Genomic DNA, 24,730 nt, shown 5'->3' on the forward strand with positions numbered 1-24,730 from the left:
TGTTCCTCCAATGGATTTCCGTGGGTCACGGAGTGTGAAACGGCAGTGGACGCGCGAATAGATACGGTGAATTCCTTTCCGGCCGGGACGATGGTGGGGATGTTCCGGAGCCAGGTCGCCCGGGCCCCGGAGGCGGTCGCGGTGGTCGCCGCCGACGGCACGCTCTCCTACGGTGAACTCGACGCCCGCGCTCGTGCGGTGGCGGGAGTGCTGCGGGACCGCGGGATCGGGCCGGACGACCTCGTGGCCGTCGCGATCCCGCGCGGAGCGGACATGGTGGTGGCCGTCGTCGCCGTCCTCGCCGCCGGAGCCGCGTACCTGCCGGTCGACTCCGCCCAACCGCGGGACCGGGTGGCCGCCGTGCTCGCCGACGCCTGCCCCGCCCTGGTGCTGACAGCGGGGGAGCTGCGGGCGCTGGAGGCCGCGACGGCGTCCCCCGCCCCGGTGGCGGAACCCGATCCGGCGTGCGCCGCCTACGTCATCCACACCTCCGGCTCGACCGGAAAGCCCAAGGGCGTGGTCGTTCCCCATGCGGGGATCGTTCATCTCGTCGCGGCGCAACGGGAACGCTTCGACGTCCGACCGGGCGCCCGGGTGCTGCAGTACGCGTCGGTCGGCTTCGACGTGGCCGTCGCCGACCTGTGCATGGCGCTGCTCACCGGGGCCACGCTCGTTCTCGCGCCGCCCGAGGGCCTTCCGCCCGGCGAACCGTTCGCCCGGTTCATCGCCGAGCACGGCGTCACCCATGTGTGCATGCCACCGAGCGCACTCGCCGCCCAGCCGGACCTGGCGCTGCCCTCGGTCGCCTGCCTGATCGTCGCGGGGGAGGCGCTGGGCCCGGACCTCGTCGCCCGGTGGTCCGCCGGCCGCCGGATGATCAACGCCTACGGCCCGACCGAGACGACCGCGTGCGCCACCATGAGCGCGCCGCTCGCCGACGGCCCGGTGGTGCCGATCGGGACGGCGATCCCCGGCACCGGCCTACGGGTGCTGGACGAGACGTGCGCCCCGGCCGCCGAGGGCGAGCTGTACATCGGCGGCGCCGGGGTCGCGCGCGGCTATCTGGGCCGTCCCGGGCCGACCGCGGAGCGGTTCGTCGCCGACCCGTGGGGTCCGCCCGGGTCGCGCATGTTCCGCACCGGTGACCTGGTCCGCGTGCTGCCGGGCGGTGAACTGCTGTTCCTCGGCCGGGCCGACGACCAGGTGAAGATCCGCGGCCACCGGGTCGAACCGGCCGAGGTGGAGGCCGTGCTCGGCGCTCACCCGGCGGTGGCGCGGGCGGCGGTCGTCGCCCGTTCCGGTCCGCTCGGCGCCTACCTGGTGGGCTACGTGCTGCCGCGCGGGGTGAGCGTGCCGGACCTGCGCGCGCACCTCGCCGAGCGGCTGCCGGCCCACCTCGTCCCGGACCTGATCGAGGTGGTCGGGCACTTCCCGTCCACCCCCAACGGGAAGCTGGACCGGGCCGCGTTCGCCGCCCCCGCGCCGCGGGCGTCGGGCGCGCTCGTCGATGACCTGGCCCGGTTGTTCGCCGAGGTGCTGTCGGTGGACGCGGTCGCGCCGGACGACGACTTCTTCGCTCTCGGCGGTACCTCGCTCACGGCCACCGCGCTGGTCAGCCGGATCCGGGTCGAACTGGCCGTGGACGCGTCCGTGGCCGGCGTGTTCGACGCCTCCACACCCGCCGATCTCGCCGAAGCCCTGTCCACGAACGGCCCGACGGACCCGGCCGACGCGCCGGACCCGGTCGACTCGGCCCGGGGCCGGACATGAACGTCGTCATCGTCGGGGCGGGCATGGCCGGCACCATGCTGGCGATCCGGCTGGCCCGCCGCGGCCACCGGGTGGACGTGGTGGAGCGGCGCGGCGACCCGCGCGGCAGGAGCGGCCCGGAAGCCGCGTCGATCAGTGTCGGGCTGTCCGAACGCGGGCGGGCGGCGTTGCGCGACATCGGCCTCCTGGAGGAGGCCCTGGCCGAAGCGGTTCCCATGCGCGGGCGGACCGTCCACGTCGGCGGCCGGGTCACCCACCAGCCCTACGGCGCGGACGACACCGAGGTGCTGCACGCGGTCCGCCGCCACGACCTCAACATCGCCCTGCTCGACGCCGCCGCATCGGCTCCCCGGGTGCGGCTGTGGTTCGGGCAGCGCGTCACCGGCCTGGCCGGTACCGAGGTGCGGACCCCGGACCGGACGTTCCGGGCGGATCTCGTGGTGGGCGCGGACGGCGCGTACTCGACCGTGCGTACGCATCTGCACCGCCGGGTGCGCGCCGAGTTCCACCTGACGCACCTGGACTGGGGCTACCGGGAGTTCACCATCCCGGCCGTCGACCGACCGGAGGCGTTGCACGTGTGGCCGAGCCGGCGGGGCCTGGTGGTGGCGCACCCCAACCCGGACGGCTCGCTGACCGGCACGGTGTTCCTGCCGTTCGACGGCGCCACCGGGTTCTCCGGGCTGCGCGACCCGGCGCGGGCCGGGGCGTTCCTGGCCGAGGAGTTCGGCGACCTGGCCGACCTGGTGCCGGACCTGGTCACGCAGTTCCTCGCGCACGAACCGGGCAGCCTGGTGTCGGTGCGTACCGCGCCGTGGCAGCACGACCGTGTCGTCCTCGTCGGCGACGCCGCGCACGCCGTGTTCCCGTTCTACGGCCAGGGGATGAACGCCGCGTTCGAGGACTGCGCGGTGCTCGACGCGTGTCTCGCCGAGCACGCCCCGGGCGACGCGCTCGCCGCGTTCGAGGCCCGCCGCCGTCCGCACACCGACGTGCTCGCCGAGTTGTCCGCGCGCAACTTCGTGGAGCTGCGCGACCGGGTGCGGTCACCGGTGTTCCTGGCCCGCAAGCGGATCGACTTCGTGCTCGCCCGTCTGATACCGGGGTGGCGGACGCTGTACGCGATGGTCAGCCACAGCAGCCTCCCGTACGGCGACGCGCTCGCCCGGGCCCGCCGCCAGGACCGCCTCCTCGGCGGACTCGCCGGACTCGGCGGGCTCGGTGGGCTCACGTTGCTCGCCGCGGCGCGGCGGAAGCGGAGCGGGCGATGCTGAGGCACCCGGCGGGCGACGTCACGCTGTTCGAGCCGGATCACCCGGACCTGCCGGCCGCCGCCGCTGTGGTGCTGGCGTGGGCGCGGTCCTACCTGTGCCGACCCCACCCCGAGCTGGGGAGGGGCGGCGACGTCTGCCCGTACACGGCCGTCTCGCTGGAACGGGGCGGGCTCTTCCTCGCCGTACACCCCGGACGGCCGGACCTGTGGGCCGTACTGACCGCCTACCGCGACTGGTTCCCCGACCTGCCGCCGCGTGAGGGGCCGGGGGCCAGATACCGGACGGTCCTGGTGGTGCTGCCGGACGCCACGCCCGGGGAGATCGACCGCGCACAGCGGGAGTTGAAGCACGGATTCGTGGAACGCGGCCTGATGATCGGTGAGTTCCACCCGGGGCCGCCGTCCGCGCCCGGCCTGTGGAACGCGGACTTCCGGCCGATGCGCAGCCCGCTGCCGTTGCTGGCGGTGCGGCACATGGTGGCCGCCGACGCGCCGTTCCTGCGGGCGGACCCGGAGCATCTGGCTGCCTACCGGCGCCGGTTCGGGGACCGGGGTGCCAACCGATGACGGCTCCGCTCCCGCCCGGGGCCCGACGGCTGTGGTTCCTTGAGGCGTTCGCCGATGGCGCACCCCTGCACAACAACCCGGCGGTGTTCCGGCTCGCCGGCCCCGTGTCGGTGGACGCGCTCCGGCGTGCGGCGGATCTGGTGGTGGCCCGCCACCCGGCGCTGCGCACCACGTTCGACGAGGTCGACGGAGAGCCGGCCGGACGGGTGGGGCCGGTGGGCGCCGCGGATGTCGTGGTGCTGACGGTGCCCGCCGCGGACGCCGAGGCGTTCGCCGTGCGGGCCGCACGGGAGCCGTTCGACCTGCGCACCGGGCCGCTGTTCCGGATCCGTCTGGGCCGGATCACGCCGACCGACCACATCCTGGTGATCAATACGCATCACGCGGTCGTCGACGGCAGGTCGCTGTCGGTGCTGTGCGAGGAGATCAGCATCCTGTACGCCGACCCGGCCAGGCCGCTGCCGGGTCCCGGAGCGCCGCCGGGCGTCATCGACCACGACCCGTCCCGCCGGGCGTCCGATCTGGACGGTGTGCCGGACCTGCTCACCCTGCCCACCGACCGGCCCCGCCCCCGGATGCGCGCCTTCCGGGGAGAACTGCGCCGCCACACCGTCCCCGAGGGGCTCACCGCGCGGATCGACGCGCTCGCCCGCGCCACGCGCGCCACCCCGTTCGTCGTGCTGCAGGCCGCGTACGCCGCCACGTTGGGCACGACGGCGGGTCAGGACGACGTGGTGGTCGCCACCCTGGTGTCCGGGCGGCCGGGGCCGGAGTACGCCGGTGTCGTCGGGATGTTCGTGAACCCGGTGCCGCTGCGGGTGGGGATCGGCGGCGATCCGACGTTCCGCGAGCTGGTGGCCAGGGCCCGACGCGCGGTCGCGGCGGGACTCGGCGGCGCGGCGGTCCCGTTCGACCGGATCGTCGAGGCGGTCGGCGCCTCCCGCGACCCGAGCCACGCGCCGCTGTGCCAGGCGCACCTCGTGATGCAGGACCCACCCGAGGTGGCGCTCCCCGGAGTACGGGCCGACCGGATGCTGCCGGACACGGGCACGGCCGACGTCGACCTCACCGTGATGGTGGAGTCCGGCGGCGCGGAGATGGCCGTGGTCACCGAGCACGACACGGACCTGTTCGACGGGGCGACGGTCGACGGTGTCGCCGCGCGGCTGCTGGCCTTGCTGGACCGTGCGTGCGCCGACCCCGACCGCCGGTTGTCGGCGCTGACGGCAGGGACTTCGGTGGTGGCCGGGCCGGTCGCCGGTCCTGCCGGTGCCCCGGCGCCGTCGACCGTGCTGGAGATGATCCGGTTCGGTGCGGACCGCCTCGCGGTGGGGGAGCTGTCCTACGCCGAGCTGGAGCGCCGTTCGGCTGCTCTGGCCTCGGTGCTGCGGGCGGAGGGCGCCGGGCCGGAGGCGTGGGTCGCGGTGGACCTGCCGCGTGGCCCGGACCTGGTGGTGGCCATCCTCGGAATCTGGCGGGCGGGCGCGGTGTACGTGCCGGTGGAGCCGCTGTGGCCCGAGCCGAGGCGCCGGGCCGTCACCGGGGCCGCCCGCATCGTGCTGACCGGGATCCCGGAGCTGCCGGAGGAGTTCGAGCGGGTCGATCCCGCGATCGCCCCCGAGTCACTGGCGTACGTGTTCCACACGTCCGGGTCGACCGGCCGCCCGAAGGCGGTGGGCGTGCCGCACCGCGCGGTGGCCGGGATGCTGGCCCGGTCGACGGCGTTGGTGGGGCTGGCCGCCGGGGACGTGGTGGCGGCCCTGACCTCCCCGGCGTTCGACATCTCGGTGTGGGAGCTGGTGGCGCCGCTGACGGTGGGCGCCCGGGTGGCACCCGTGCCCCCGGAGATCGTGGTGGACGGTCCCGCGCTGGCGCGGCGCCTGCGCGCCGAGGCGGTCACGGTCGTCCAGGTCACTCCCTCGGTGTGGGCGGTGCTGGCGGCGGCCGGGGGCGTGCCGGAGTGCGTGCGGGTCCGGGTGTCGATCGGGGAGGTGCTGACGCCGGAGCTGGCCGGGTCGCTGGGCGGGGCCGAGCTGTGGAACGCGTACGGCCCGACCGAGACGACGATCTGGTCGACCGCCGAACGGGTGCGCCGAGGCGGCCGGTTCGGCATCGGCGACCCGCTCGACGGCGTGGCCGTGCACCTGCTGAACGCGGGCCTGCGACCGGTCGACGACGACGTGGTCGGCGAGGTCTACCTGGGTGGTTTCCCACTGGCGCGCGGCTATCCCGGCGCGCCCGGCCGGTCGGCGACCAGGTTCGTCGCCGACCCGTTCTCACCGGTCCCCGGCGCGCGCATGTACGCGACGGGCGACCTGGCGCGGCGCCGCCCGGGCGGTGTCGTGGAGTTCGTCGGACGGGTCGACGCGCAGCTCAAGGTGCGCGGCCACCGGGTGGAACCGGCCGAGGTGGAGGCGGCGCTGCGGGCGGACCCGGAGGTCGCCGACGCCCGCGTGACCGGTGACGGTGACCGCTTGGTGGCCTACGTGATCCCGGCCGCCGGGCGGGCCCGCTGGCCGGGGGTGCGGGAGCGGCTGAGCCGTGTCCTCCCCGCCTACCTGGTGCCGTCGGTGATGGTGTCCGTGGACGCGTTCCCGTTGACCGGCTCCGGAAAGCTGAACGTACGCGCGCTGCCTCCACCGGTGGTGGATGCCGCCGCCGCTGCTCCCCGTCCGGGGCTGGAGACCACTGTCGCGGAGGTCTTCGCGGGTCTGCTGGGCCGCCCGGTCGACCGCGACGACGACTTCTTCCTGTCCGGCGGACACTCCCTGGCGGCGGTGAAGGCCGTCGCCAGGATCGGGGCGTCGGCCGGCGTGGAGGTGACGATCAGAACCCTGTTCGCCCATCCCACCGTCGCCGCCCTGGCCGCCGCGGTCGACGCGGGCCGGGGCGATCCCCGTACTCCTGACCATGCGGGCCCGGGCGATCCCGGTACTCCGGACGACCAGGACGACCCCGGGGCGGTGCCCGCTCCACCAGGAGCGCTGTCCGGCCCGCAGCACGGGCTGTGGATCATCCACCAGGCCGGCCAGGACGACGGCGCCTACGTCGTGCACGCCGCGGTCCGGCTGGAGGGTGCGCTCGACGAGGCGGACCTGCGGGCCAGGTTCGCCCACACCCTGGCCGCCCATCCTGTCCTGCGGTCCGCGATCGTCGTCCATGACGACACCCCGCGGCTGAGCGTGGCGCCCTGGACGGACGCGTGGCCGGCGAGGGCCTGGCGCACCACCGACCTGAGCGCTCACACGGACCCGTGGCCGGAGGCCGAACGCCTGGCCGCCCGGGACGCCGACCACCCCTTCGATCTGACCCGGCGCCCGTTGGTGCGGGCCCACCTGATCAGAACCGCCCCCACGACGCACCTCCTGACGATCACCGCCCACCACATCATCTGCGACGACACATCGATGTCGATCCTGCTGACGACCCTGACCACCGCGGATCCGGCCTCCTCGCCCCTGCCCGGTGCCACGGACATCCAGGGACCGAGGACCGCGCCCGGCACGAGGACCGGCGCACCGGGTCCACCGGTCCACGCGCCGGCCGCCGTGGGCCCCCGGCGACGAACCACCGAATACTGGGCCGAAGCACTCCGTGACGCCCCGCCTGCCTCCGGCCCCTCGCCGGACCACCCGTACGGCACGGCCGGGGCTCCCACACCGGGCGGACCGCCGCACAGGGAATCCGCACCGGACCCGGAGTCCGGACTGCACGCCGAGTCCGGACAGCACCCGGGGTCCGGACCTGGCCCGGCTCACCCCCGCCGCGCGGGCGCCGCCCACGGTGTCACCCCCGGCCCCGCCCCCGGTGCCACTCACCGGTTCACCGTCCCGGCCGGCCTCGCCCGCCGCTTCGCCACCTGGTGCCGGGGCGAGCGGGCCACCACCTTCGCCGGTCTCCTCGCCGTCCTCGCCATCGTCTCCTCCACCCGGGACGGCGGCGTGGACCTCGTCGTCGGTGCCCCGGTCAGCACCCGCCCGGCCGGGTGGGACGACGTGATCGGCATGTTCGTCACGACCCTCCCGCTCCGCCTCCGTACGGACCGTCGAGCCACCCCCCGCGACCTGCTCGCCGACGCCACCGGGGTGGTGGCCGACGCGGTGGACCACGCCGACATCTCCCTGGCCGACATCCTCACCGCGGTCCCCACCTCAAGGGAGGGCCACCCCCTGTTCCGGACGATGCTGGTGCTCAACCGCGAGACGGCCCCCGTCGCCTTCACCGGCCTGACCACCACCCCGCTGCCGATCGACCGTGCCACCAGCCGCTTCGACCTCACCCTCCACATCAGGGAACGCGAGGGCGACTGGCCCGCCCTCATCGACTACCGCACCGACCGGTACGCGGCGGACACGATCAGCAGGATCGCCGACCAGGTGCTGGCGGTCATGGCGGCCGTGGTCCGCCACCCCGGTCTTCCCCTGTCACACCTGGACCTGTTGTCCCCGGCCGACAGCGCCGTCCACACCGCCCTCGACGTCCGGTCCGAGCCGGCCTCCCCCGGCGGACCGGACACGCCGTCCACCGGCCCGGCCGTCCCCACCGGGCAGGCGGCCACGACCGTCGTGGACCTGATCGCGGCCCACACCGCCCGGACCCCTGACGCCACAGCCGTCCTCGACCTGGCCGCCGCCCCTCTCACCTACCGCGACCTGGACCGCAGATCCTCGGCCGTCGCCCACCATCTGCGCGAGGCCGGCATCCGGAGCGAGGACCCGGTCGCGATCGCCATCCCGTCCGGAGCCGACGCGATCGTCGCGATCCTCGGTGTGCTCAAGGCGGGCGGATGCTTCGTTCCCATCGACCCCGCCCAGCCGCCCTCCCGCCAACAGGCCCTGATCACCGCCGCCGGTGCGAGGACCGTCCTGACCCGCGACGCCCTCCCCGCCACCGGCCACCACGAACCAACGCCCGTCCACCCGTCCCAGCTCGCCTACGTCGTCCACACCTCCGGTTCCACCGGCGAACCCAAGGGCGTCGAGGTGCAGCACGACACGCTCCTCAACCTCACCACCGCGTTCATCGCCGAACACGGCCTCACCGCCGCGCACCGCCTCCTCATGGTCCCGCCCCCGCACTTCGACGCCGCGTTCGGCGACATCTTCCCGGTCCTCGCGGCCGGAGCCACCCTGGTCATCCACCCCGACCCGGGCGGCCTCACCGGACCGGACCTCCTCGATCTCTGCGTCGAGCACCGCCTCTCCGCGGTGGACACGGCGGCTCCCCTCTGGCAGCGCTGGGTGGCCGATCTCGCCGGGAAACGCCTCCCGTTGGAGCTCATGATGGTCGGCGGCGACATCGTCCCGGCGGCGGCCGTCCGCGCGTGGGCGAAGCACGGCATCCCCCTCCACAACCACTACGGCCCGACGGAAGCCACCGTCTGCGCGACCAGCCATCGCACCGTCGACGGCCGCGAGCAATCCACGCGACTGCCGATCGGCCGCCCGTTGCGGAACGTCCGCGTCCGCCTCCTCGACCGGGCTCTGCGCCGGGTGCCCGTCGGCGTGGTCGGTGAGGTCTACATCGGAGGGACGGCGCCCGCCCGGGGGTACCGGGGAAACCCGGCCGCGACCGCCGGGGCGTTCCTCGCCGACCCGTACGGCGACCGTCCCGGCGCCCGCATGTACCGGACCGGCGACCTCGCCAGGCTGAACCGGCACGGCACGCTGGAGTTCGTCGGCCGGGCCGACGACCAGGTCAAGATCCGCGGCAACCGGGTGGAGCCGGGGGAGGTGGCGGCCGTGCTCGCCGCCCACCCGGCCGTCGCGGAGGCCGCGGTGGTGGCCAGGGGCGACCGCCTCATCGGCTACGTCGGCGCCCCGGCGGCCACCCCTGGATCGCGGGTCGCCGTCCCGGACGGTCCCGGCCTGCGCGCCTTCTGCGCCGACCGCCTGCCCGCGCATCTCGTGCCGGACACCGTGGTCGTCCTCGACGCCCTGCCCACCCGGAGCTCCGGCAAGGTCGACACCACCGCCCTCCCCGAACCTCCCACCACCTCCACCACCCACTCCGTTCCGGCGGATCCGCCCCGGACCGCCACCGAGCGAGCCGTCGCCGCCATCTGGGCCGCCGTTCTCGACCGGTCCGACATCGACCGCACCGCGGACTTCTTCGCCATCGGCGGACACTCCCTCATCGCCGCCCACGTCCTCGCCGCCGTCCGCGACGGCCTCGGTGTCACGGTGTCGATGCGCACCCTGTTCACCGCATCCACCGTGGCGGCGTTCGCGGCAGCCATCGACGACGGCGCCCCGGCCGGCCTGCCGACGGTCGACCGGTTGCGGGCCGACGCCGTCCCCCCACCCGGAATGCGGCTCCGCACCGTCCGCGCACCCGGCGTCCCCCCGGTCGGCGCCCCGCGCAGGATCCTGCTCACCGGCGCCACCGGCTTCCTCGGCCGTCACCTCCTCGACCAGCTCCTGGCCCGGACCGACGCCCGGATCCACTGCCTCGTCCGCCAGGGCTCGATCGACCGGCTGCCGGTCACCGACCGCGTGGTCCCGGTCCCGGGCGACCTGTCCGCACCCGGCCTCGGTCTGTCCGCGGAGGATCACGACACCCTCAGGACCGTGGACGCGATCTACCACAACGCCGCCGTTCCGCACTTCGCCGCGTCCTACGATGCGCTCAGACCCGCCCACGTCGACGCGACCGCCGCGATCCTGTGCCTGGCCGGCGACAGCGGCGCCCCGCTGCACCTGATCTCCACCCTGGGCGTCTTCCTCGGTGACGCCTACGACGGACGCGTCGTCACCGAGGCCGACGTCCCCACCGACCCGACCGGCCTCACCAGCGGCTACGACCTCAGCAAATGGGCGGCCGACGCCATGGCCGTCGCCGCCCGCGGTCACGGCCTGCCCGTCTCGATCCACCGCATCGCCGCCATCGTCGGCGACACCGCCACCGGAGCCGCCGACCCGCGCTCCGCGTTCAGCCGCTGGCTCACCGGATGCGTCGCCGCCGGCGCCGTCCCGGACACCGCCGAGGTGCTGGACATGGTGCCGGTGGACACGGTGGCCGCCGCGATCGTCGCCCTCTCCCAGGCCCCGAACCACCTCGGTTCGCACGCCCCGGACGACCTCGGTTCACCGGCCCCGAACCACCTCGGCCGGGACCACCACTACCACGGCGACGGCGGCCTCACCCGTGCCGCGCTCGCCGCCGCCCTCACCTCGGCCGGTCACCCGACCGAGGTGGTCCCGTACCACCGATGGCGGGAGCGGATGCTCGCCGACCCGGCCGGGCCCTTCGCCCCGCTCGCCTTCTCCCTGCCCGAACGCCCCCGCCCGCACCCGCGGTTCGACTGCTCCCGCACCTGGGCCGCCGCGGCCGGGGCGGGGGTGGGGTTCCCCCCGGCCGACGAGCGCATGCTGCGCAGGCACCTGGACTTCCTCACCGGTGCCGGCGCGCTTACCGGAAGTGGATGACCATGCCCTTGCCCTTGCCCCAAGAACTCTCCGGTGTCCCGGCTCCGGTACTGGACCGGCTCGGCGCGGCCGGGTACCGGGCCATGATCGCCGGTGTCCGGCTCGGGGTGTTCACCGCGCTGGAAGCCGGCCCGCGCTCCGTCGAGGAGCTGGCCACCACGATCGGCGGTGACCCGGCGGGGGTGCGCAGCCTGGTGAACGTCCTGGTGACCTTCGGCTACCTGCGGCACGACGAGGACGGGGTCACGACCGCCGCGCCGCCCGGCCCGGTGGACGCCGAACTGTTCTGGCACGAGGTCCTGTTCGAGCACTGGGCCGACATCGAGGACACCATCCGTACCGGCACGCCCCGCCGCGGCTTCTACACCTGGCTGCGCGAGCGCCCCGCCACCGCGGCCCGGCTGCGCCGGATGCTCGCCGGCGCCGCCGCGGACCTGGCCGACGACATCGCCGCCGCGCTGCCTCCCGCGGCGACCGTCCTGGACATCGGAGGCGGCCACGGCGACCACACCGTCGAACTGTGCCGCCGTCGCCCGGAGGTGCGGGTCACCGTCTTCGACCTGCCCGAGACGATCACCGCCCTCCGTGAGGACGCCCCGCCGGACCGGGTCACGGTGCGGGCGGGCGACTACCTCACCGACGACCTGGGCTCCGGGCACGACCTGGTGCTGCTGTTCAACGTCCTGCACGGCCACCGCCCCGAGGAGTGCCGCGAGCTGTTCCGGCGAGCGGCGCGATCGCTGTCCCCCACGGGAAGCATCGCCATCCTCGACCACGACCGGGAACCGCCGGCCGGGCTGGGCCCGGCCGCGACCGGGTTCCTCGGCATGTTCGACCTGACCCTGTGGCAGGGCCACGCCGGCGGCGTGCACCGCTACACCGACCTCGCGGCCTGGCTGGGCGAGGCCGGGCTCACCGAGTCGCGGGTCGTGCCGCTCGCCGCGTCCCCGCTGGAGAAGCTGCTGATCGCCGGCCGGCCATCGTGACCGCCGACCCGTACCCGGGCTACGCCTGGCTGCGCGAGCACGACCCGGTCTGCCCGGTCGACGGCCCGCACGTCCCGGGCCGGATGTGGCTGGTGACCCGGTACGACGACGTCCGCGCCTGCCTCGCGGACCGCCGCCTGGGCAGCCGCGCCCCGGTCGGCCCCGACCCGCGTCCGCCCGGTCTGTCCAACCTGGACGATCCCGGACACACCCGGCTGCGCCGGCTCGTCGCCGCGGCGTTCACCCCCGCCGCGGTGTCCCGCCTGCGCGACCGCACCGCCCGGACCTGCGCCCGCGCCGTCGAGTCGTTCGCCGGGCGGGGGCGCGCGGACCTCGTCGCCGAATACACCCGGGAGGTCCCGGTCGCCGTCATGCACGACCTGCTCGGCGTCCCGGAAGCCGAGCGGGCGCCCGCCGCCGACGTGCTGGACATGTGGTACCGCGCGAAGTTCCAGCAGCCGCGTGACGAGGCGAAACTGGCCGAGGTGCTGGGTTACGTCCGCAGGCTGGTGGCCTACAAGCGGACGCACCCGGGGGACGACCTGCCGACCCGGTTGATCGAGTCGGGCGCGCTGACCGGCGACGAGCTGGAGGTGATGGTCATGACGCTGATCGGCGCCGGTCACATCACCACGATCCAGTTCCTCGGCACCACCGCCCTGCACCTGCTCGGCGACCCCGGCCGGCGAGCCGCCCTGCTCGGCGGCGACCTCGACTGGTCCCGGGCGATCAACGAGCTGCTGCGCCTGGACTCGCCGTCGCACGTGGCGGAGTACCGGTACGCACGCGAGGACATGACGATCGCGGACGCCCGCGTGGAAGAGGGCGACGTGGTGCTCCTGTCGCTGGCGGCGGCGAACCGCGACCCGAACCGGTTCCCCGACCCCGGCGCCCTGGACCTCACCCGTGACGCCCGCCCGCACCTGGCGTTCGGCCACGGCGCGCACACCTGCCTGGGCAGCCATCTGGTGAGGCTGGAGACGGAGATCGCGATCACCACGTTGTTCGGCCGCCTGCCGGACCTGACCCTGGAGCTCCCGAGCGCCGAGGTCGACTGGGACTACGCCCCGACGTTCCGCGGCCCCCGGGCCCTCCCGGTCACCTTCACCCCTCGATGAGCCGGCTCACGAGGCGCAGGAGCTCCGGTACGCGATCATGGGCTGTCCGCTCGGTTACGTCACTCCGCGCCGCCCCTTCCACGATCCGTTGTCCACCCTGTCCGGGAAGAGGTGGTCCCCGGAGAGCCGGATCTACCGGTAGCCGACGAGGCCGTCCGTCAACTCCTCCTCGTCGCCGTCACGCTGGGCGTAGAGGGCCTGCTGGAGGGCGAAGGTGCCGCGGATCGCGGTGATCCGCCGGGCCGTCGGACCGTCGTTCCAACCGCCGAGCGTCAGCACCCGGTTCAGCAACTCCTCCCCGTAGCTGGCTTCTACGGCCGCCAGATCCTCGGCGGGGTCGCCCAGAGCGACCTCGTCCCAGTCGATGACGCCGCTGACGCGCGGCACACCGTCGGAGAGCTCCCACAGGACGTTCTCGCCGCCGAGGTCGCCGTGCACCACTGCGGAGGTGAGCGGGGGAAGGCCGTCGAGCGCGGCGAGTTCACGCCCGGCGCGCTCGCGGCCGTGGTCGGACATCAGCGGGAACAGCTCGGCGCGCACATCCGCCGCGAAGGTCTGCCACTGGTTCTCCGGTGCCGCCGGCAGCGCGGCCCGGACGCTCTCGTCCGTGCCCGCGGCGATGAGCCCGGAGAGGAGTCCGGCGTACTGTTCGGCCGCCGCCTCGGCGACCTCGGGGCGCTCCAGCGCATCGTCCTCCAAGGGCGCCCCGGGGATCCGGCTCAGCACCAGGTGGGGCGGTTCGTCCGCGTCAGGGTCACCGCCCCGGGCGAGCGGGCGCGGAGTGCGGAAGCCGAGGTCGAGCCCGGCGAGGGCGTGCAGGACGGCTGCCCGCGCGGGCAGCCGCGCCGCGGCGGCCTCGGTGCGGGCGAAGCACACCACGCGCTCCGAGCCGACGACCACGTGGTGGAACTGTCCCTGATGGAGCGCGAGTTCGTCCTCCTTGTCATCGGGCAGCAGGCGGGCCAACAGGTCGCGGTGCGTCTCCATGATCTCCATGATGGGCGAACTCTCCCCTTCTCAGGCTTTCGCGGGCTCTCGACGCAGGTGTTCTTGCAGGCACCGCGCCCTCTCCTTCTGTGTGCGGTCCCGTCACCGTCAGCGGGTCGCCGTCGGCTCCGGATCGGGCGGCACCGCCTCCTCATGTTCCTCCTGCTCCTCCGCATCCCGCCGACGCGACGTGCCGCGTACCAGCACGACGGCCGCGACGAGGGCGGCCACCCCGGCCAGCACCAGCAGCAGCAGGCGGTCGGAGACCGTCCCGCCGAGCGCGGACAGGCGTTCCTCCCACGCGAACTCGGTCTCGGTGCTCAGCAGCGAGGGCAGCGCCGACGTGCCGTCGAACGCCAGGAAGACCACCCCGAGGACCACGAACAGGGCTCCGCCCACGGTCGTCGTGCTGTGCAGCGACAGCGGGCCCGCCCTGAACACCCGGCCCCGCGGCCAACGCCTGCGCCCGAGGTCGAATCGGTCCCACAACAGGGCCAGCGCGAACACGGGGACCGCCATGCCGAGGGCGTACACCGCGAGCAGCACGCCGCCGTGCACGGGGTCGCCGTCCACGGCCGCGACGGTCAGGATGCCGCCGAGGATCGGCCCCGCGCAGAAACCCGCCAGCCCGTACACCGCCCCCAGCGCGAACACGGACAGGGACGAGCCCGAGCGCCGCTTCCCCGCCGCCCGCGCCAGCCGCCGGGAGCCGAACCCGAAGCCGGCGACCTGCGCGACGCCGAGTACGATCAGCGTCCACCCGCCCACCGCGACCAGCACGTCGCGGTGCCCGTAGAAGAGGCGGCTGGCGAACGAACCGGCCACCCCGAGAGGGACCAGCGTCGTGCACAGGCCGGCGTAGAACACGCCGGTCCTCGCCACCAGCCGCGTACGGCTGGTGAACGAGTAGGCGAAGAACGCCGGCAGCAGCAGTGCGCTGCACGGGCTGAGCAGGGCCAGCAGCCCGCCGAGGAACGCCATGGCCAGGCCGACGTCGCTCATCGCGCCGCCGCCTCGACGGCGTCCTTGAAGGTGTCCGTCGGCTGGGCTCCCAGAATGGGCTTGCCGTTCACGAGGAAGGCGGGCGTGCTGCTGACGCCCAGGCCGAATCCTTCGTCCTGGTCCTTCTCGACGGCTTCGCGCGCCTGGTCGGACGCCATGTCCGAGCGGAACTTCGCGAGGTCCGGGACTCCGGCCTCGCGTGCCATGGCGGCCAGCCGGTCAGCGCTGAACTCGCCGGAGTTACGCTCCCGGGGCTCGGCGTAGACCACGTCGTGGAACTCCCAGAACTTCTTCTGGCGGCCGGCGGCCCATCCGGCCAGCGCCGCCTGCCGGGACTCCTCGCCGAAGACGGGGAAGTTGCGCCACTCGATGCGCAGGATGCCCTTGTCGACGTAGTGGCGCAGCAGTTCGGGCTTGGTCTCGCGGGCGAACCGGCCGCAGAAGGGGCACTGGAAGTCCGAGTACTCGATCATCACCACCGGCGCGTCGGCCCGGCCGACCGCGAGCGCGTCGGACGCGTCCCGTCGGGCGAGCGCGAGCAGGCTCTCGTCGGCCGGTGCGGGGCCGGGTACGGCGGCGGACTCCACCGAGGTGTCTCCCCGCGCGCCGGGATCGCGGTCGTCGTCGGAGCCGTCGAGCGTCAGCGCGAAGGCCGCGGTGGCCACGGCGGCCAGAAGGAGTGCTCCGGCCGCGTAGGTCTTTCGGCGGGTGCGGCGGGCGAGGCGGGCGAGGCGGGTGCGGCGGGAGGGCGAGGAGGGTGATGCGGTCGGTGATGCGGTCATGGAATGCCTCTGGTGGTGATGAGACGGGCGAGGAAGGGAGAGGGAGCCGGCCGCGGAGGTCAGGCGGAGGCCGTGACCGCGCACCGGCTCTGGGCGGAGAGGCGGCGCAGCGCCGCTTCCGCGAGCAGGGCGACGGAGGCGACGGCGATCAGCGGCTGCAGGGGCGCCCAGTAGCTCAGCGCACCGGACGACCCGAGGAGGACGAGCACGAGCTTGTTGCACACGGGGCAGCCCACGGCGAAGAACGACAGCACACCGCCGACGGCCCCCATACGGCCGTCCCGGACGGTCCCGGGAGGTTGCGTGGCCGGGGGCAGGGCCGGGGAAGCGGTCGGGGCCGGGGCCGGGGCCGGCGGGCGGACGTACGTGCTCAGCACGAGGCCGGCCAGGACAGCGGTGAGGGCGAGGGCGGGATAGTTCCACCACTGCACCGGGACCGAGCGGCCGAACAGGGGGGTGGGCACCACATCGGTGGGCACGCCGACGGCGACGGCCGTGGCCAGGGCGCCGAGCCCCGCCACCAGCCACTGCCTGGTCCGCCACGCGCGCAGCGCCTCACCCGCCCGGCTCAAGGAACGCCGGGAAGAGGACATGCGGAAGTCTCCGTTTCCGGAAGGGAAGAGATCAAGGACGCGACCGCCAGGGCCTGTCCGACCGGTCCCGTCGTCGCCCGCAGGGCGTCCCTGAGGCAGGCGGGAGTGGTCGGACAGCCCTGGGGCCGGCCTACATCCGCAGAATGGAGAACGTGGTGACGGGATGAGGTGGCGCGGGGCCGCCGCGGCAGAACGAGGCGCCCGAGCCGGCCGTCGGCACGGGGCCGTCCGTCCACTGCTGCGAACCGGCCGCCGGGAGGGACCCCGCGGCAGCGTCGGAGCGCGGCGCGACGTCCTCGGCGACCACCAGTTTCTTGCCGCACGGAGTGGAACCCTCGTCGGCCGAGGGCTGGAGGGCGGTAGCCGCGGCCGCCTGCGACACGGACGTCCGGTCGGAAGGGGGCGCGTCCTGCGACGAGGGGCGGCCGAGCAGACAGAGCAGGCCGACCACGGCCACCAGGAGCACGAGCAGACCGCGCTGCGCGACGGTGGCCGCCGCGGGGGTCGTCGCTCGCCTCATGTGCGCCTGCTCTTCCTCGAAGGTCACCCCACGATAGAACACCCGAGCAGCACTCCGGCCCTCACCCTCGCCCTCGTCCGAGGCTGAAAGGCGAGAGGGAGGGCCGGAGCAGGGCCTCAGGCGAGCAGCTTCGCCTTCGCCCGCTCGTACTCCTCGGGGTTGAGCGCGCCCTTGTCCCTGAGTTCGGCGAGTTTCGCCAGATCCTTCACGTGGTCGCTGCCACCGGATCCGCCCTGGCTCGCCGCGGCCTCGCGCACGTAGTTGCGGAACGCGGCCTCCGAGTCCTTGGCCAGCTTCTCGTCGCGTTCGTGCATGCTGCGACCGCGGACGATCAGGTAGATCAGTACGCCCAGGTACGGCAGCAGGATGACGAGGACCAGCCAGCCCGCCTTGGCCCAGCCGTTCAGCGAGTGGTCCCGGAACAGGTCGGTGACGACCTTGAACAGCAGGAAGAACCACATGACCCAGAGGAACAGGTACAGCATGGTCAGAAAGACTTCCAGGAGCGGGTAGTCGTCCATGGGCCTACTCCCTATCGCACGGATGGTCCCTCATTCATACATTGGGTCCGATTGGTCCGCATCCGTACGTGTGAGGGAGGCGCGTGCCGGCGCGGGGGCGGTCCGTCAGGCGCGGTTCCCGTCCGGGGCGATCCGCAGCATGTGCGCGGGCGGGTGGGTGATGCCCAGTTCCGGTCGCCACGCCGCGAGGATCTGTGCCGACGGGTCGAACAGCGGGGCCGGCAGTTCCTCGGGCGCGGTCCACCGCCAGGCGCTGATCAGGTGCGGTTCGGTCACCTCGGGGACGCCGGAGGCGAGCCGGACGACGGCCGCCATGCTGACGCGGTTGATCCCGCCGATCACGTCGTGGACCATCGCGACGACGTCCACGGCCCTCTCGTCGACCACCAGGCCCGTCTCCTCGCGCAGCTCCCGGGCGGCCGCCGCGGCGATCGACTCGTGCGTCGCGTCGACCTTCCCGCCCGGCAGCTCCCACGTGCCGCTGTGGTGCCGGCCCAGCAGCACGCGGCCCCGGCCGTCCTCGACGATCACGCCGACCCCGAGGGCCGCCTGCGCCGTGGGCGGACGGGTGTTGCGGGCGGGCTCGGTGACAGGTTCGGCTGACATGGTGCTGGTTCTCCGCTCTCCGGTGCCGGGTGCGGACCACCGTAGCGAAGCCGCCGGGGCGCCCGCGGTGGCCGTGGGCCGGTGCGGTGGGACGGGCGTGCTCACGTCACCAGGCGCAGCGACCTCTGCGCGATGCCGAGCCGTACGCTCTGACCCCAGGTCAGCTCCAGGGCGTCGGACTCCATCCCGTCCCCGAAGACCACGACCCGGTCCGACTCCACGGTCAGCCGCAGCCCCTGCCCGCGCCCCAGGTCGCCCGCCACCCTGGACGTCCCGGTGGCCGGGGAGGGCCAGGCCTCGCGGACGAACCACAGGAGGCGCGGGTCGCACGGCGCGGGCAGCGGCAGGGCGCCGCCGCGCTCCAGCCACAGCGAACGCAGCCAGCCGGTGGCGCCCGTGCCGGTGCCGACCAGCACCCCGGAGGAGGCCTGGGCCTCGCCCGGGTCGCTCTCGCCGTCGGGGCCCAGGCGGTAGCGGGCCGTCTGGTGGCCGGGCGGCCCGAGGTAGATCTCGTTCAGGGCGACGAGTCGCTGCGTGTCGTCGGCCACGGCCTCGACCATCGTCAGCTCCTCGGCACTCCCTCCCGCGGCGGTCGCGGCGCGCAGCAGCCCTGCCGCGTCGGCGTGACGGTGACGGACCAGGACGCCGGGGTTGCGCCCCGGGTCGGTGTCGATGCCCACCACCGGCTGCCCGGACAGGTACTTCGCGGTGTTGGCGACCAGCCCGTCCTGACCGACCACGACCACCACGTCCTCCGGGGCGAACAGGAAGCGGTCCAGGTCCGCCCGCTCCACCCGGGAGCTGCGCCAGGTGAGCGGCACCGCCGCCGCCACCTCCCGCAGCGCCTGCCGGGTGTCCTCGTGCCGGCGGGCCACCTCGTCGATCGAGCGACCCCGGCTGGACAGGAAGAACGCGGCCTGTCCGTGCGTCCCGTGCCGGGCGAGCAGTTCCTCGTACTCCGTCCGCCGGTGGACGAGCACCGCCCGGGGCGCCAGGCTCACGCGCCCGCCCCGCCCTCGGGGCGGCCGAGCCTGGCGAGCAGGCCGGTGAGGACGTCGGGGGAGAGGGTGATGCTCTCGACGCGCGGCAGGTTCTCCGCGAGCCGGGTCGCCGCCAGGGCGTGCAGCGTGGCCGGATCGGCCTCGCCGTGCACCCGCAGCCAGGCGGCCTGGGCCTCGGCCCGCGCCGCGCCCGTCCCGCGCGCCGCCTCGGCCTCCGCGCGGGCCAGCCGCACCGTGCGGGCCGCCTCCGCCTCGGTCCGTACGCCGTCGGCCGCGGCCTTCTCCTCGGCCTCGCGGCGGGCGTTCGTGCCGCGCTGCTCGACCAACTGCTCCTCGCGGCGGGCCAGTTCGATCTGGCTGGCCAGCTCGTTCTCGGCGATGGCGCGTTCGCGCTCGACGGCCACGGCCCGGCGTTCGTAGGTGGCCCGGTCCGCCTCCTGCTGGATCTGCTCGCGGGCCGGGGTGCGCAGGGCACGCTCGACCTCGGCCTCGGGGCGGATCGCGACGACGCGCACGGCCACCACGTCGATGCCGGTGGCCGGGAGGCGGGGCTCGGCGGTGAGACCGGTGGCGACCCGTTCGCGTACGGACGCGACGCCGTCGACCAGGGCCGCCGCGAGCGGGGTGCGGGCCAGCACGTCCAGTGTGTGCTGCTGCGCGGTCTCGGTGAGGAGGGTGGCGATCTGTTCCAGCGGCGCGCCGCGCCAGCTCCCGGTGTCCGGGTCCACGGAGAAGTCGAGCCGGTTCGCCGCCTCGGCCGGATCGCTGATCCGGTAGGTGACGGTGGCCTGGACGGTGACGTCCTGGAAGTCGGCCGTACGGGCGTGGAACGCCATGGCCAGCTCCCGGTCGTCGACCGGCACTTCGGAGAGCGCCGCCGACAGCGACCGGTACCAGAAGCTGAGCCCCTGGCCGTCGTGGGCGAGCCGGCCGCGCTTGTGGTGGCGGATGTGGGCGGTGGGCGCGGAGCGCAGATGGCGCCAGCCGAAGCGCCGGGTGATGTCGGCCATGATGGGAACCCCCTTGGATCTCGTCATTGCGACGATAAGGGATCGGGGCCAATAGAGTCAAGGTGACGAAAAGGGGGCTCGGGTCCGGCGGGTCGCATGCCTGGCCGGGATCCCGCCGCCCCCGTGCACGGCGAGGTCGGCGCCGTTGACGTACGAGGAGAGGCCGCAGGCCAGCCAGAGGCAGGCCCGTGCCACGTCGTCCGGTTCCGCCAGTCGCCCCATCGGGACGGTCTCCGCCACCGCGGCCCCGTCGTCGTCGCCGTACAGCGCGGTGGCGTTCTCGGTGCGGATGGGGCCCGCGGTGATGTGGTTGACCCGGACCCGCGGCGCCCATTCGAGGGCCAGCGCCCGGGTCAGCCCCAAGAGTCCCGCCTTGGCCGCGGTGTAGGCGGCGGTGCCCGGTTGCGGGTCGTGGGCGGAGACGCTGCCGATGTTGATCACGCACCCGCCGTCCGGCTGCTCCCGCATCACCAGGTTCGCCGCCTGGGCCGTGTAGAAGGGCGCGAGGAGGTTGAGCGCGACCACCTTCTCGACGAAGCGCGGCGAAACGGTCGCCGCGTCGGCGTCCGGGGAGCCGCCCGCGTTGTTCACGAGCACGTCCAGCCGGCCGAACCGCTCGGCGGTCGCACGGACGAGATCCGCCGCCGCCGCGGGATCCCGCAGGTCCGCGGCCCGGAACGAGGCGGCGCGCCCGCCCGTCGACGGCGGTGCGTCCGGGGTGCCGCGCCCGCAGATCATGACGTCCGCGCCGCTCGCGAGGAAGGCTCTCGCCAGCGCGGCCCCGAGGCCCCTGGTGCCGCCGGTGACCAGGACCGCCCGCCCGGTGAGGTCCATCGCGTGGGACTGGTCCATGGTCCGCCCTTCGCCCTGCTTCCGGAGCTTCGCCGGGGCGCGCCCCCGTGCCCGCCCGTCGAAATCTACCAAGCGCTTGTTAGATCGACCAGGGGGTGGGCCGTGGAGAAGGGGGGCGGACCGTGAGGGGCGGGCGCGCGGACGGAGGTCCGGACACACGGGCGGCCGGTGGCCTCCGCAGAGGTCACCGGCCGGCCGGGCGGTGCGCCGCCCCCGTCCCCACGGTGCGGCGCGGGTGGGCCGCCGCCCATCCGCTGGGGCGGGCGGTCCACGTCTGTCAGGACTCCGGCGCTCCCGCCGTGAGTCCGAGGCTCGGGAGGATCGCCATCTCGACGAACCGGGTCAGATAGGCCGCGTCGGCGTAACGCCCCTCCAGCAGTGGCCGGGCGCGCATCACGCCGAGCAGCTGGGCCGCGACGAACTCCGCCCCCGGGAGGTCCGCCGCGATCTCGCCGCGCTCCTGGCCCCGCCGGACCATCGTGTCGATCGCCGCGATCTCCGGCAGGATCAGCGCCTCGCGCAGCGCGCACAGCAGCTCCGGGCTCTGGAGCGCGGCGTGGCTGAGGGCGTGCATCAGCGGCGTGTCGCTCCCCGAGGCCTCGCCGATCGTCCGCGCGGCCTCCAGTAGGTCCCCGGCCAGCGTCCCGGTGTCGATGTTCGGGAGCCGCATCCGCCGGGTGCCGTGCAGCGCGGCCACGACCAGCTCCGGCTTGGAGCCCCACTGCCGGTACAGCGTCGACTTCCCGCACCGGGTGCGGGAGGCGACGCCCTCCATGGTCAGCGATTCGTAACCGCTCTCCCGCAGCAGCTCCAGCACCGCCGCGTAGAGCTCCTGCGCCCGCTCCGGTGTGATTTTCGACCGGCGGGACGTGAGGGCTGACTCCTGCGCGGAATCGGGCGACGGCATGGGCTGTACCTCCTGCGGCGGTGCGGTGAGGTTCTCGATACGCCAGTGTACCGATACGCGCGTGTACCGATACGTCGCCGTATCGGTACACTGGCGTATCGATACGGCGTGGATCTGACCGGGCCGTCCCTGCACCGCTTCGCATCCAAGGGGGCACCGGGTGACCTACGCCCGCACCGAGCCCACGGACCAGGAGCCGGACATACGTGCCCGACCGCCCCTCGTCCGCGAGTTCCTTCTCGTGGCCGGACTCTTCCTGGCCTACAAGTTCGGCCGCCGCGCCGCCAACGGTCATGTCGAGGAGGCGTTCCGCAACGCGGGGAACGTCTGGGACCTCGAACGCGCCCTGCACCTTCCCGGCGAGGGCGCGGTCCAGGGGCTGCTGCTGCACAGCCAGCCCCTGATCCACGCGGCGAACACCTACTACGCCGCCGTGCACTTCCCGGCCACGGCCCTCTTCCTGGTCTGGCTCTACTGGCGCCGGCCCCGCCACTACGTCCGGTCGCGCCGCGTGCTCGCCGCGCTCACCGCCGCCGCCCTGGCCCTGCACCTGCTGTTCCCGCTGGCCCCGCCCCGGATGCTGCCGGTCGCCGGACTCGTCGACACCGGCCAGCTCTACGGCCCGACGGTGTACGGACAGACGCCCGCGACCGACACGATGGCGAACCAGTTCGCCGCGATGCCCTCGCTGCACGTCGGATGGGCCGTGATGGTCGCGGTCGGGCTGATCCTCGCCACCCGTTCCCGGTGGCGCCTGCTGTGGCTGCTGCACCCGGCGCTGACGCTGCTCGTCGTCGTGGGCACGGCCAACCACTACTGGCTCGACGCGATCGTCGTCGCGGCGATGCTCGCCGTCGCCCTCGCCGTCTTCCGGCTGCCGCTGTCCGCCCGGACCGATCCCGCCCGGCCGCTGGGGTGGGGGAGCGACGACGGGTCTGCCGTACCGGCGTACGCGGGTGGCGCGAGGCCCAGGGACGTCGCTTCGGCCGTCCCGGCGGGGTCCGCCGGGTCCGTCACCGGGCCCGGGAGCTTCGCGGCGGCCGGTGTGCCGCCGTCCTTCGGGGCCTCCGGGCCCGCCACCACCGGCGCGGATGCCGGATCACGGGCGCCCGCCCGGGCCGGAGCGGTGCGATGAACGCCACGCTGCTCGCCGTCGCGCTCTCCCTCGTCTCGGCCGGCGCCTACGCGGCCGCCGCCGTGGCGCAGTCCCGGCTCGCCGGCCGCACCGACCCGTCCACCGGAGTCCTGCGCCTGCTGGGCCGTGGCGCCTGGTGGTCGGCGGTCGGCCTCAACGCCGGGGGAGCGCTGCTGCACGTCGCCGCGCTCAACTACGGCCCGCTCACCCTCGTCCAGCCACTGGGCGCGCTCACCCTCGTCGTCGCCGTCCCGCTCGGGGCGCGCGCCGCCGGGCGCCGGGTCGGCCGCGCCGAGTGGCGCGGCACGGCCCTGACCCTGCTCGGCCTCGGCGCGCTGCTCCTGACCGCGGGCGGCTCCGCGCCCCACGAGACCCTCAGCCTTCCCGAGGCGCTGGGCGTGGGCGCGGCGACCATGGCGGTCGTCGCCGGCCTCGGCAGGCCCGGGGCCCGCCCGGGGCTGCGGCACGCGGCGGCCTCCGGGATCACCTCCGGGGTCGCGTCCGCGCTCACCCAGACCCTCACCGTCGCGGTCACCGACCACTCCGGCGGCCCGCTGTTCAGCTGGCGGCTGCTCACGGTGGCGCTGCTCGTCTCCGCCTTCGCGATGGGCGGCCTGCTGCTGTCCCAGACCGCGTACCGGGGCGGGCTCGGCGCACCGCTCGCCGTGGTCACCCTCGCCAACCCGGTCGCCGCCGCCGCGATCGGCCTGGCCCTGCTCGGCGAGCGTCTCCAGGGCGGGCCGGTCAGCCTGGTGCTCGCCCTCCTCGGTGCGGCGGCGGCCGTGCGCGGGGTGATCCTCCTCAGCCGGGCCCAGGCGCGGAACACGGACCCGGCCGCCCCGCCCGGGGTTCCCGTGCCGGGAGACCGGGTTCCCTCCCGGGTCGTCATCGGCAGCCCCCGGCGCGCGGACCCCGCACCCCCGGCGGGCGTCCCGGAACCCGCACCCGTCCCCGCGTCGGTCCCGGCGCACGCGAGCGGCTGACCGCCGGCGGAGCGGAAGCGGTCGGCCGGGCCGCCCTGCGGAGCGGGGGCGACCGGGCCGTCCGGCTCGGCCGATCAGCCGTCGAGGTCGGCGATGGCCCGGGTCAGCCAGCTGATCCAGAACGTCTCCAGGTCGATGCCGCCGCGCAGCACCAGATACCGCAGCCGGTCCTCGTCGGTCGTCGGCGCTGGAGTGAAGTTCCGCCGCTCGATCTCCCGATACTCAGCCAACTGGCTTTCGTGCAGCGCGAGATGGCGGCGCAGTTCCGCGCCCATGCCATCCGCGCCGACCACTGCCGCCGCCCGCATCCGCAGCAGGAGCGGGTCGCGGACCGGCCGGGGATCCTCGGGGAGGGCCACCCACGCCGCCAGTTCCTCGCGGCCCGCGGGCAGCACCTCGTACTCCTTCTTCTGCCCCCGGGCCGGCACCGCCGCGGGCAGCGCCCTGATCCGCCCGGCCTGCTCCAGTTTTCCCAGCTCGCGATAGATCTGCTGGTGGGTCGACGACCAGAAGTAGCCGATCGACCGGTCGAACCTGCGGGTCAGTTCCAGACCCGAGGACGGCTTCTCCAGCAGAGCGGTCAGAATGGCGTGCGGCAGTGACATGGGGTGCATCCTAAGGACGTACGGAGACCGGGGCGCGCCTGGCCTTTCGCCGGGGTCCGGGACCCCGGGCGCCCCGGACCCCGGT

20 protein-coding genes are annotated in these 24,730 nt (G+C 74.6%); 8 read left to right on the forward strand and 12 right to left on the reverse strand.

Translation table 11 applies throughout. The features are described 5' to 3' along the window. Nucleotides 1–90: 90 nt before the first annotated feature. The 6 genes from OG245_RS34040 to OG245_RS34065 are packed head-to-tail and all read left to right on the forward strand — an operon-like array spanning nt 91 to nt 13,141. Nucleotides 91–1,770, forward strand: coding sequence for a non-ribosomal peptide synthetase (locus OG245_RS34040; protein ID WP_371628064.1), 1,680 nt, complete (start codon nt 91–93; stop codon nt 1,768–1,770). Further along, the gene (locus OG245_RS34045; RefSeq protein WP_371627183.1) at nt 1,767–3,044 is read left to right on the forward strand and encodes an FAD-dependent oxidoreductase; all 1,278 of its coding nucleotides are present in this window, start codon (nt 1,767–1,769) and stop codon (nt 3,042–3,044) included. Before OG245_RS34040 ends, OG245_RS34045 begins: the two co-directional genes overlap by 4 nt. Further along, on the forward strand, nt 3,038–3,610 hold the full coding sequence (locus tag OG245_RS34050) for a DUF6875 domain-containing protein (RefSeq protein ID WP_371627184.1): 573 nt from the start codon (nt 3,038–3,040) through the stop codon (nt 3,608–3,610). The genes OG245_RS34045 and OG245_RS34050 overlap by 7 nt, the downstream gene beginning before the upstream one ends. Further along, nucleotides 3,607–11,037, forward strand: coding sequence for an amino acid adenylation domain-containing protein (locus tag OG245_RS34055; protein WP_371627185.1), 7,431 nt, complete (start codon nt 3,607–3,609; stop codon nt 11,035–11,037). Before OG245_RS34050 ends, OG245_RS34055 begins: the two co-directional genes overlap by 4 nt. Before the next feature lie 2 nt (nt 11,038–11,039). Beyond that, nucleotides 11,040–12,023 carry a class I SAM-dependent methyltransferase gene (locus OG245_RS34060; RefSeq protein ID WP_371627186.1) on the forward strand — a complete coding sequence of 328 codons (984 nt, stop codon included), beginning with the start codon at nt 11,040–11,042 and terminating at the stop codon, nt 12,021–12,023. Beyond that, a complete protein-coding gene (locus tag OG245_RS34065) occupies nt 12,020–13,141 on the forward strand; it encodes a cytochrome P450 (protein ID WP_371627187.1) in 1,122 nt (373 codons plus the stop codon). The genes OG245_RS34060 and OG245_RS34065 overlap by 4 nt, the downstream gene beginning before the upstream one ends. A 132-nt stretch (nt 13,142–13,273) precedes the next feature. Here the strand turns inward: OG245_RS34065 and vph are convergent, their stop codons facing one another. From vph to OG245_RS34120, 11 genes are all read right to left on the reverse strand, one after another. After that, complete coding sequence (vph, locus tag OG245_RS34070) at nt 13,274–14,140, reverse strand: viomycin phosphotransferase (RefSeq protein WP_371628065.1); 867 nt, start codon at nt 14,138–14,140, stop codon at nt 13,274–13,276. A 96-nt stretch (nt 14,141–14,236) separates the two neighbouring features. Then, nucleotides 14,237–15,130 carry a cytochrome c biogenesis CcdA family protein gene (locus tag OG245_RS34075; protein WP_371627188.1) on the reverse strand — a complete coding sequence of 298 codons (894 nt, stop codon included), beginning with the start codon at nt 15,128–15,130 and terminating at the stop codon, nt 14,237–14,239. Next, nucleotides 15,127–15,912 carry a DsbA family protein gene (locus OG245_RS34080; RefSeq protein WP_371627189.1) on the reverse strand — a complete coding sequence of 262 codons (786 nt, stop codon included), beginning with the start codon at nt 15,910–15,912 and terminating at the stop codon, nt 15,127–15,129. The genes OG245_RS34075 and OG245_RS34080 overlap by 4 nt, the downstream gene beginning before the upstream one ends. Before the next feature lie 59 nt (nt 15,913–15,971). Next, nucleotides 15,972–16,505 carry a hypothetical protein gene (locus tag OG245_RS34085; RefSeq protein ID WP_371627190.1) on the reverse strand — a complete coding sequence of 178 codons (534 nt, stop codon included), beginning with the start codon at nt 16,503–16,505 and terminating at the stop codon, nt 15,972–15,974. A gap of 130 nt (nt 16,506–16,635) precedes the next feature. After that, nucleotides 16,636–17,052, reverse strand: a complete 417-nt coding sequence (locus OG245_RS34090) for a hypothetical protein (protein ID WP_371627191.1) — start codon at nt 17,050–17,052, stop codon at nt 16,636–16,638. 89 nt (nt 17,053–17,141) lie between these two features. Then, a complete protein-coding gene (locus tag OG245_RS34095; RefSeq protein ID WP_371627192.1) occupies nt 17,142–17,546 on the reverse strand; it encodes an SHOCT domain-containing protein in 405 nt (134 codons plus the stop codon). Nucleotides 17,547–17,651: 105 nt separating this feature from the next. Beyond that, the gene (locus OG245_RS34100) at nt 17,652–18,152 is read right to left on the reverse strand and encodes an NUDIX hydrolase (RefSeq protein WP_371627193.1); all 501 of its coding nucleotides are present in this window, start codon (nt 18,150–18,152) and stop codon (nt 17,652–17,654) included. Between the two features lie 101 nt (nt 18,153–18,253). After that, nucleotides 18,254–19,153, reverse strand: a complete 900-nt coding sequence (locus OG245_RS34105) for a hypothetical protein (RefSeq protein ID WP_371627194.1) — start codon at nt 19,151–19,153, stop codon at nt 18,254–18,256. Further along, nucleotides 19,150–20,163, reverse strand: coding sequence for an SPFH domain-containing protein (locus OG245_RS34110; RefSeq protein ID WP_371627195.1), 1,014 nt, complete (start codon nt 20,161–20,163; stop codon nt 19,150–19,152). The genes OG245_RS34105 and OG245_RS34110 overlap by 4 nt, the downstream gene beginning before the upstream one ends. A 57-nt stretch (nt 20,164–20,220) precedes the next feature. Beyond that, nucleotides 20,221–21,015 carry an SDR family oxidoreductase gene (locus OG245_RS34115; RefSeq protein ID WP_371627196.1) on the reverse strand — a complete coding sequence of 265 codons (795 nt, stop codon included), beginning with the start codon at nt 21,013–21,015 and terminating at the stop codon, nt 20,221–20,223. Nucleotides 21,016–21,292: 277 nt separating this feature from the next. After that, nucleotides 21,293–21,922, reverse strand: coding sequence for a TetR/AcrR family transcriptional regulator (locus OG245_RS34120; protein ID WP_371627197.1), 630 nt, complete (start codon nt 21,920–21,922; stop codon nt 21,293–21,295). 160 nt (nt 21,923–22,082) lie between these two features. Here OG245_RS34120 and OG245_RS34125 point away from each other — a divergent pair, with 160 nt between their 5' ends. Continuing rightward, the gene (locus tag OG245_RS34125; protein WP_371627198.1) at nt 22,083–23,057 is read left to right on the forward strand and encodes a phosphatase PAP2 family protein; all 975 of its coding nucleotides are present in this window, start codon (nt 22,083–22,085) and stop codon (nt 23,055–23,057) included. Then, nucleotides 23,054–24,040 carry a hypothetical protein gene (locus OG245_RS34130; protein WP_371627199.1) on the forward strand — a complete coding sequence of 329 codons (987 nt, stop codon included), beginning with the start codon at nt 23,054–23,056 and terminating at the stop codon, nt 24,038–24,040. Before OG245_RS34125 ends, OG245_RS34130 begins: the two co-directional genes overlap by 4 nt. Before the next feature lie 74 nt (nt 24,041–24,114). On the opposite strand, the gene OG245_RS34135 is transcribed toward OG245_RS34130, so the two are convergent. Next, nucleotides 24,115–24,645 carry a PadR family transcriptional regulator gene (locus OG245_RS34135; protein ID WP_371627200.1) on the reverse strand — a complete coding sequence of 177 codons (531 nt, stop codon included), beginning with the start codon at nt 24,643–24,645 and terminating at the stop codon, nt 24,115–24,117. Nucleotides 24,646–24,730 lie beyond the last annotated feature (85 nt).

The sequence above is a fragment of the Streptomyces sp. NBC_01116 genome (assembly GCF_041435495.1).
Lineage (GTDB): Bacteria > Actinomycetota > Actinomycetes > Streptomycetales > Streptomycetaceae > Streptomyces.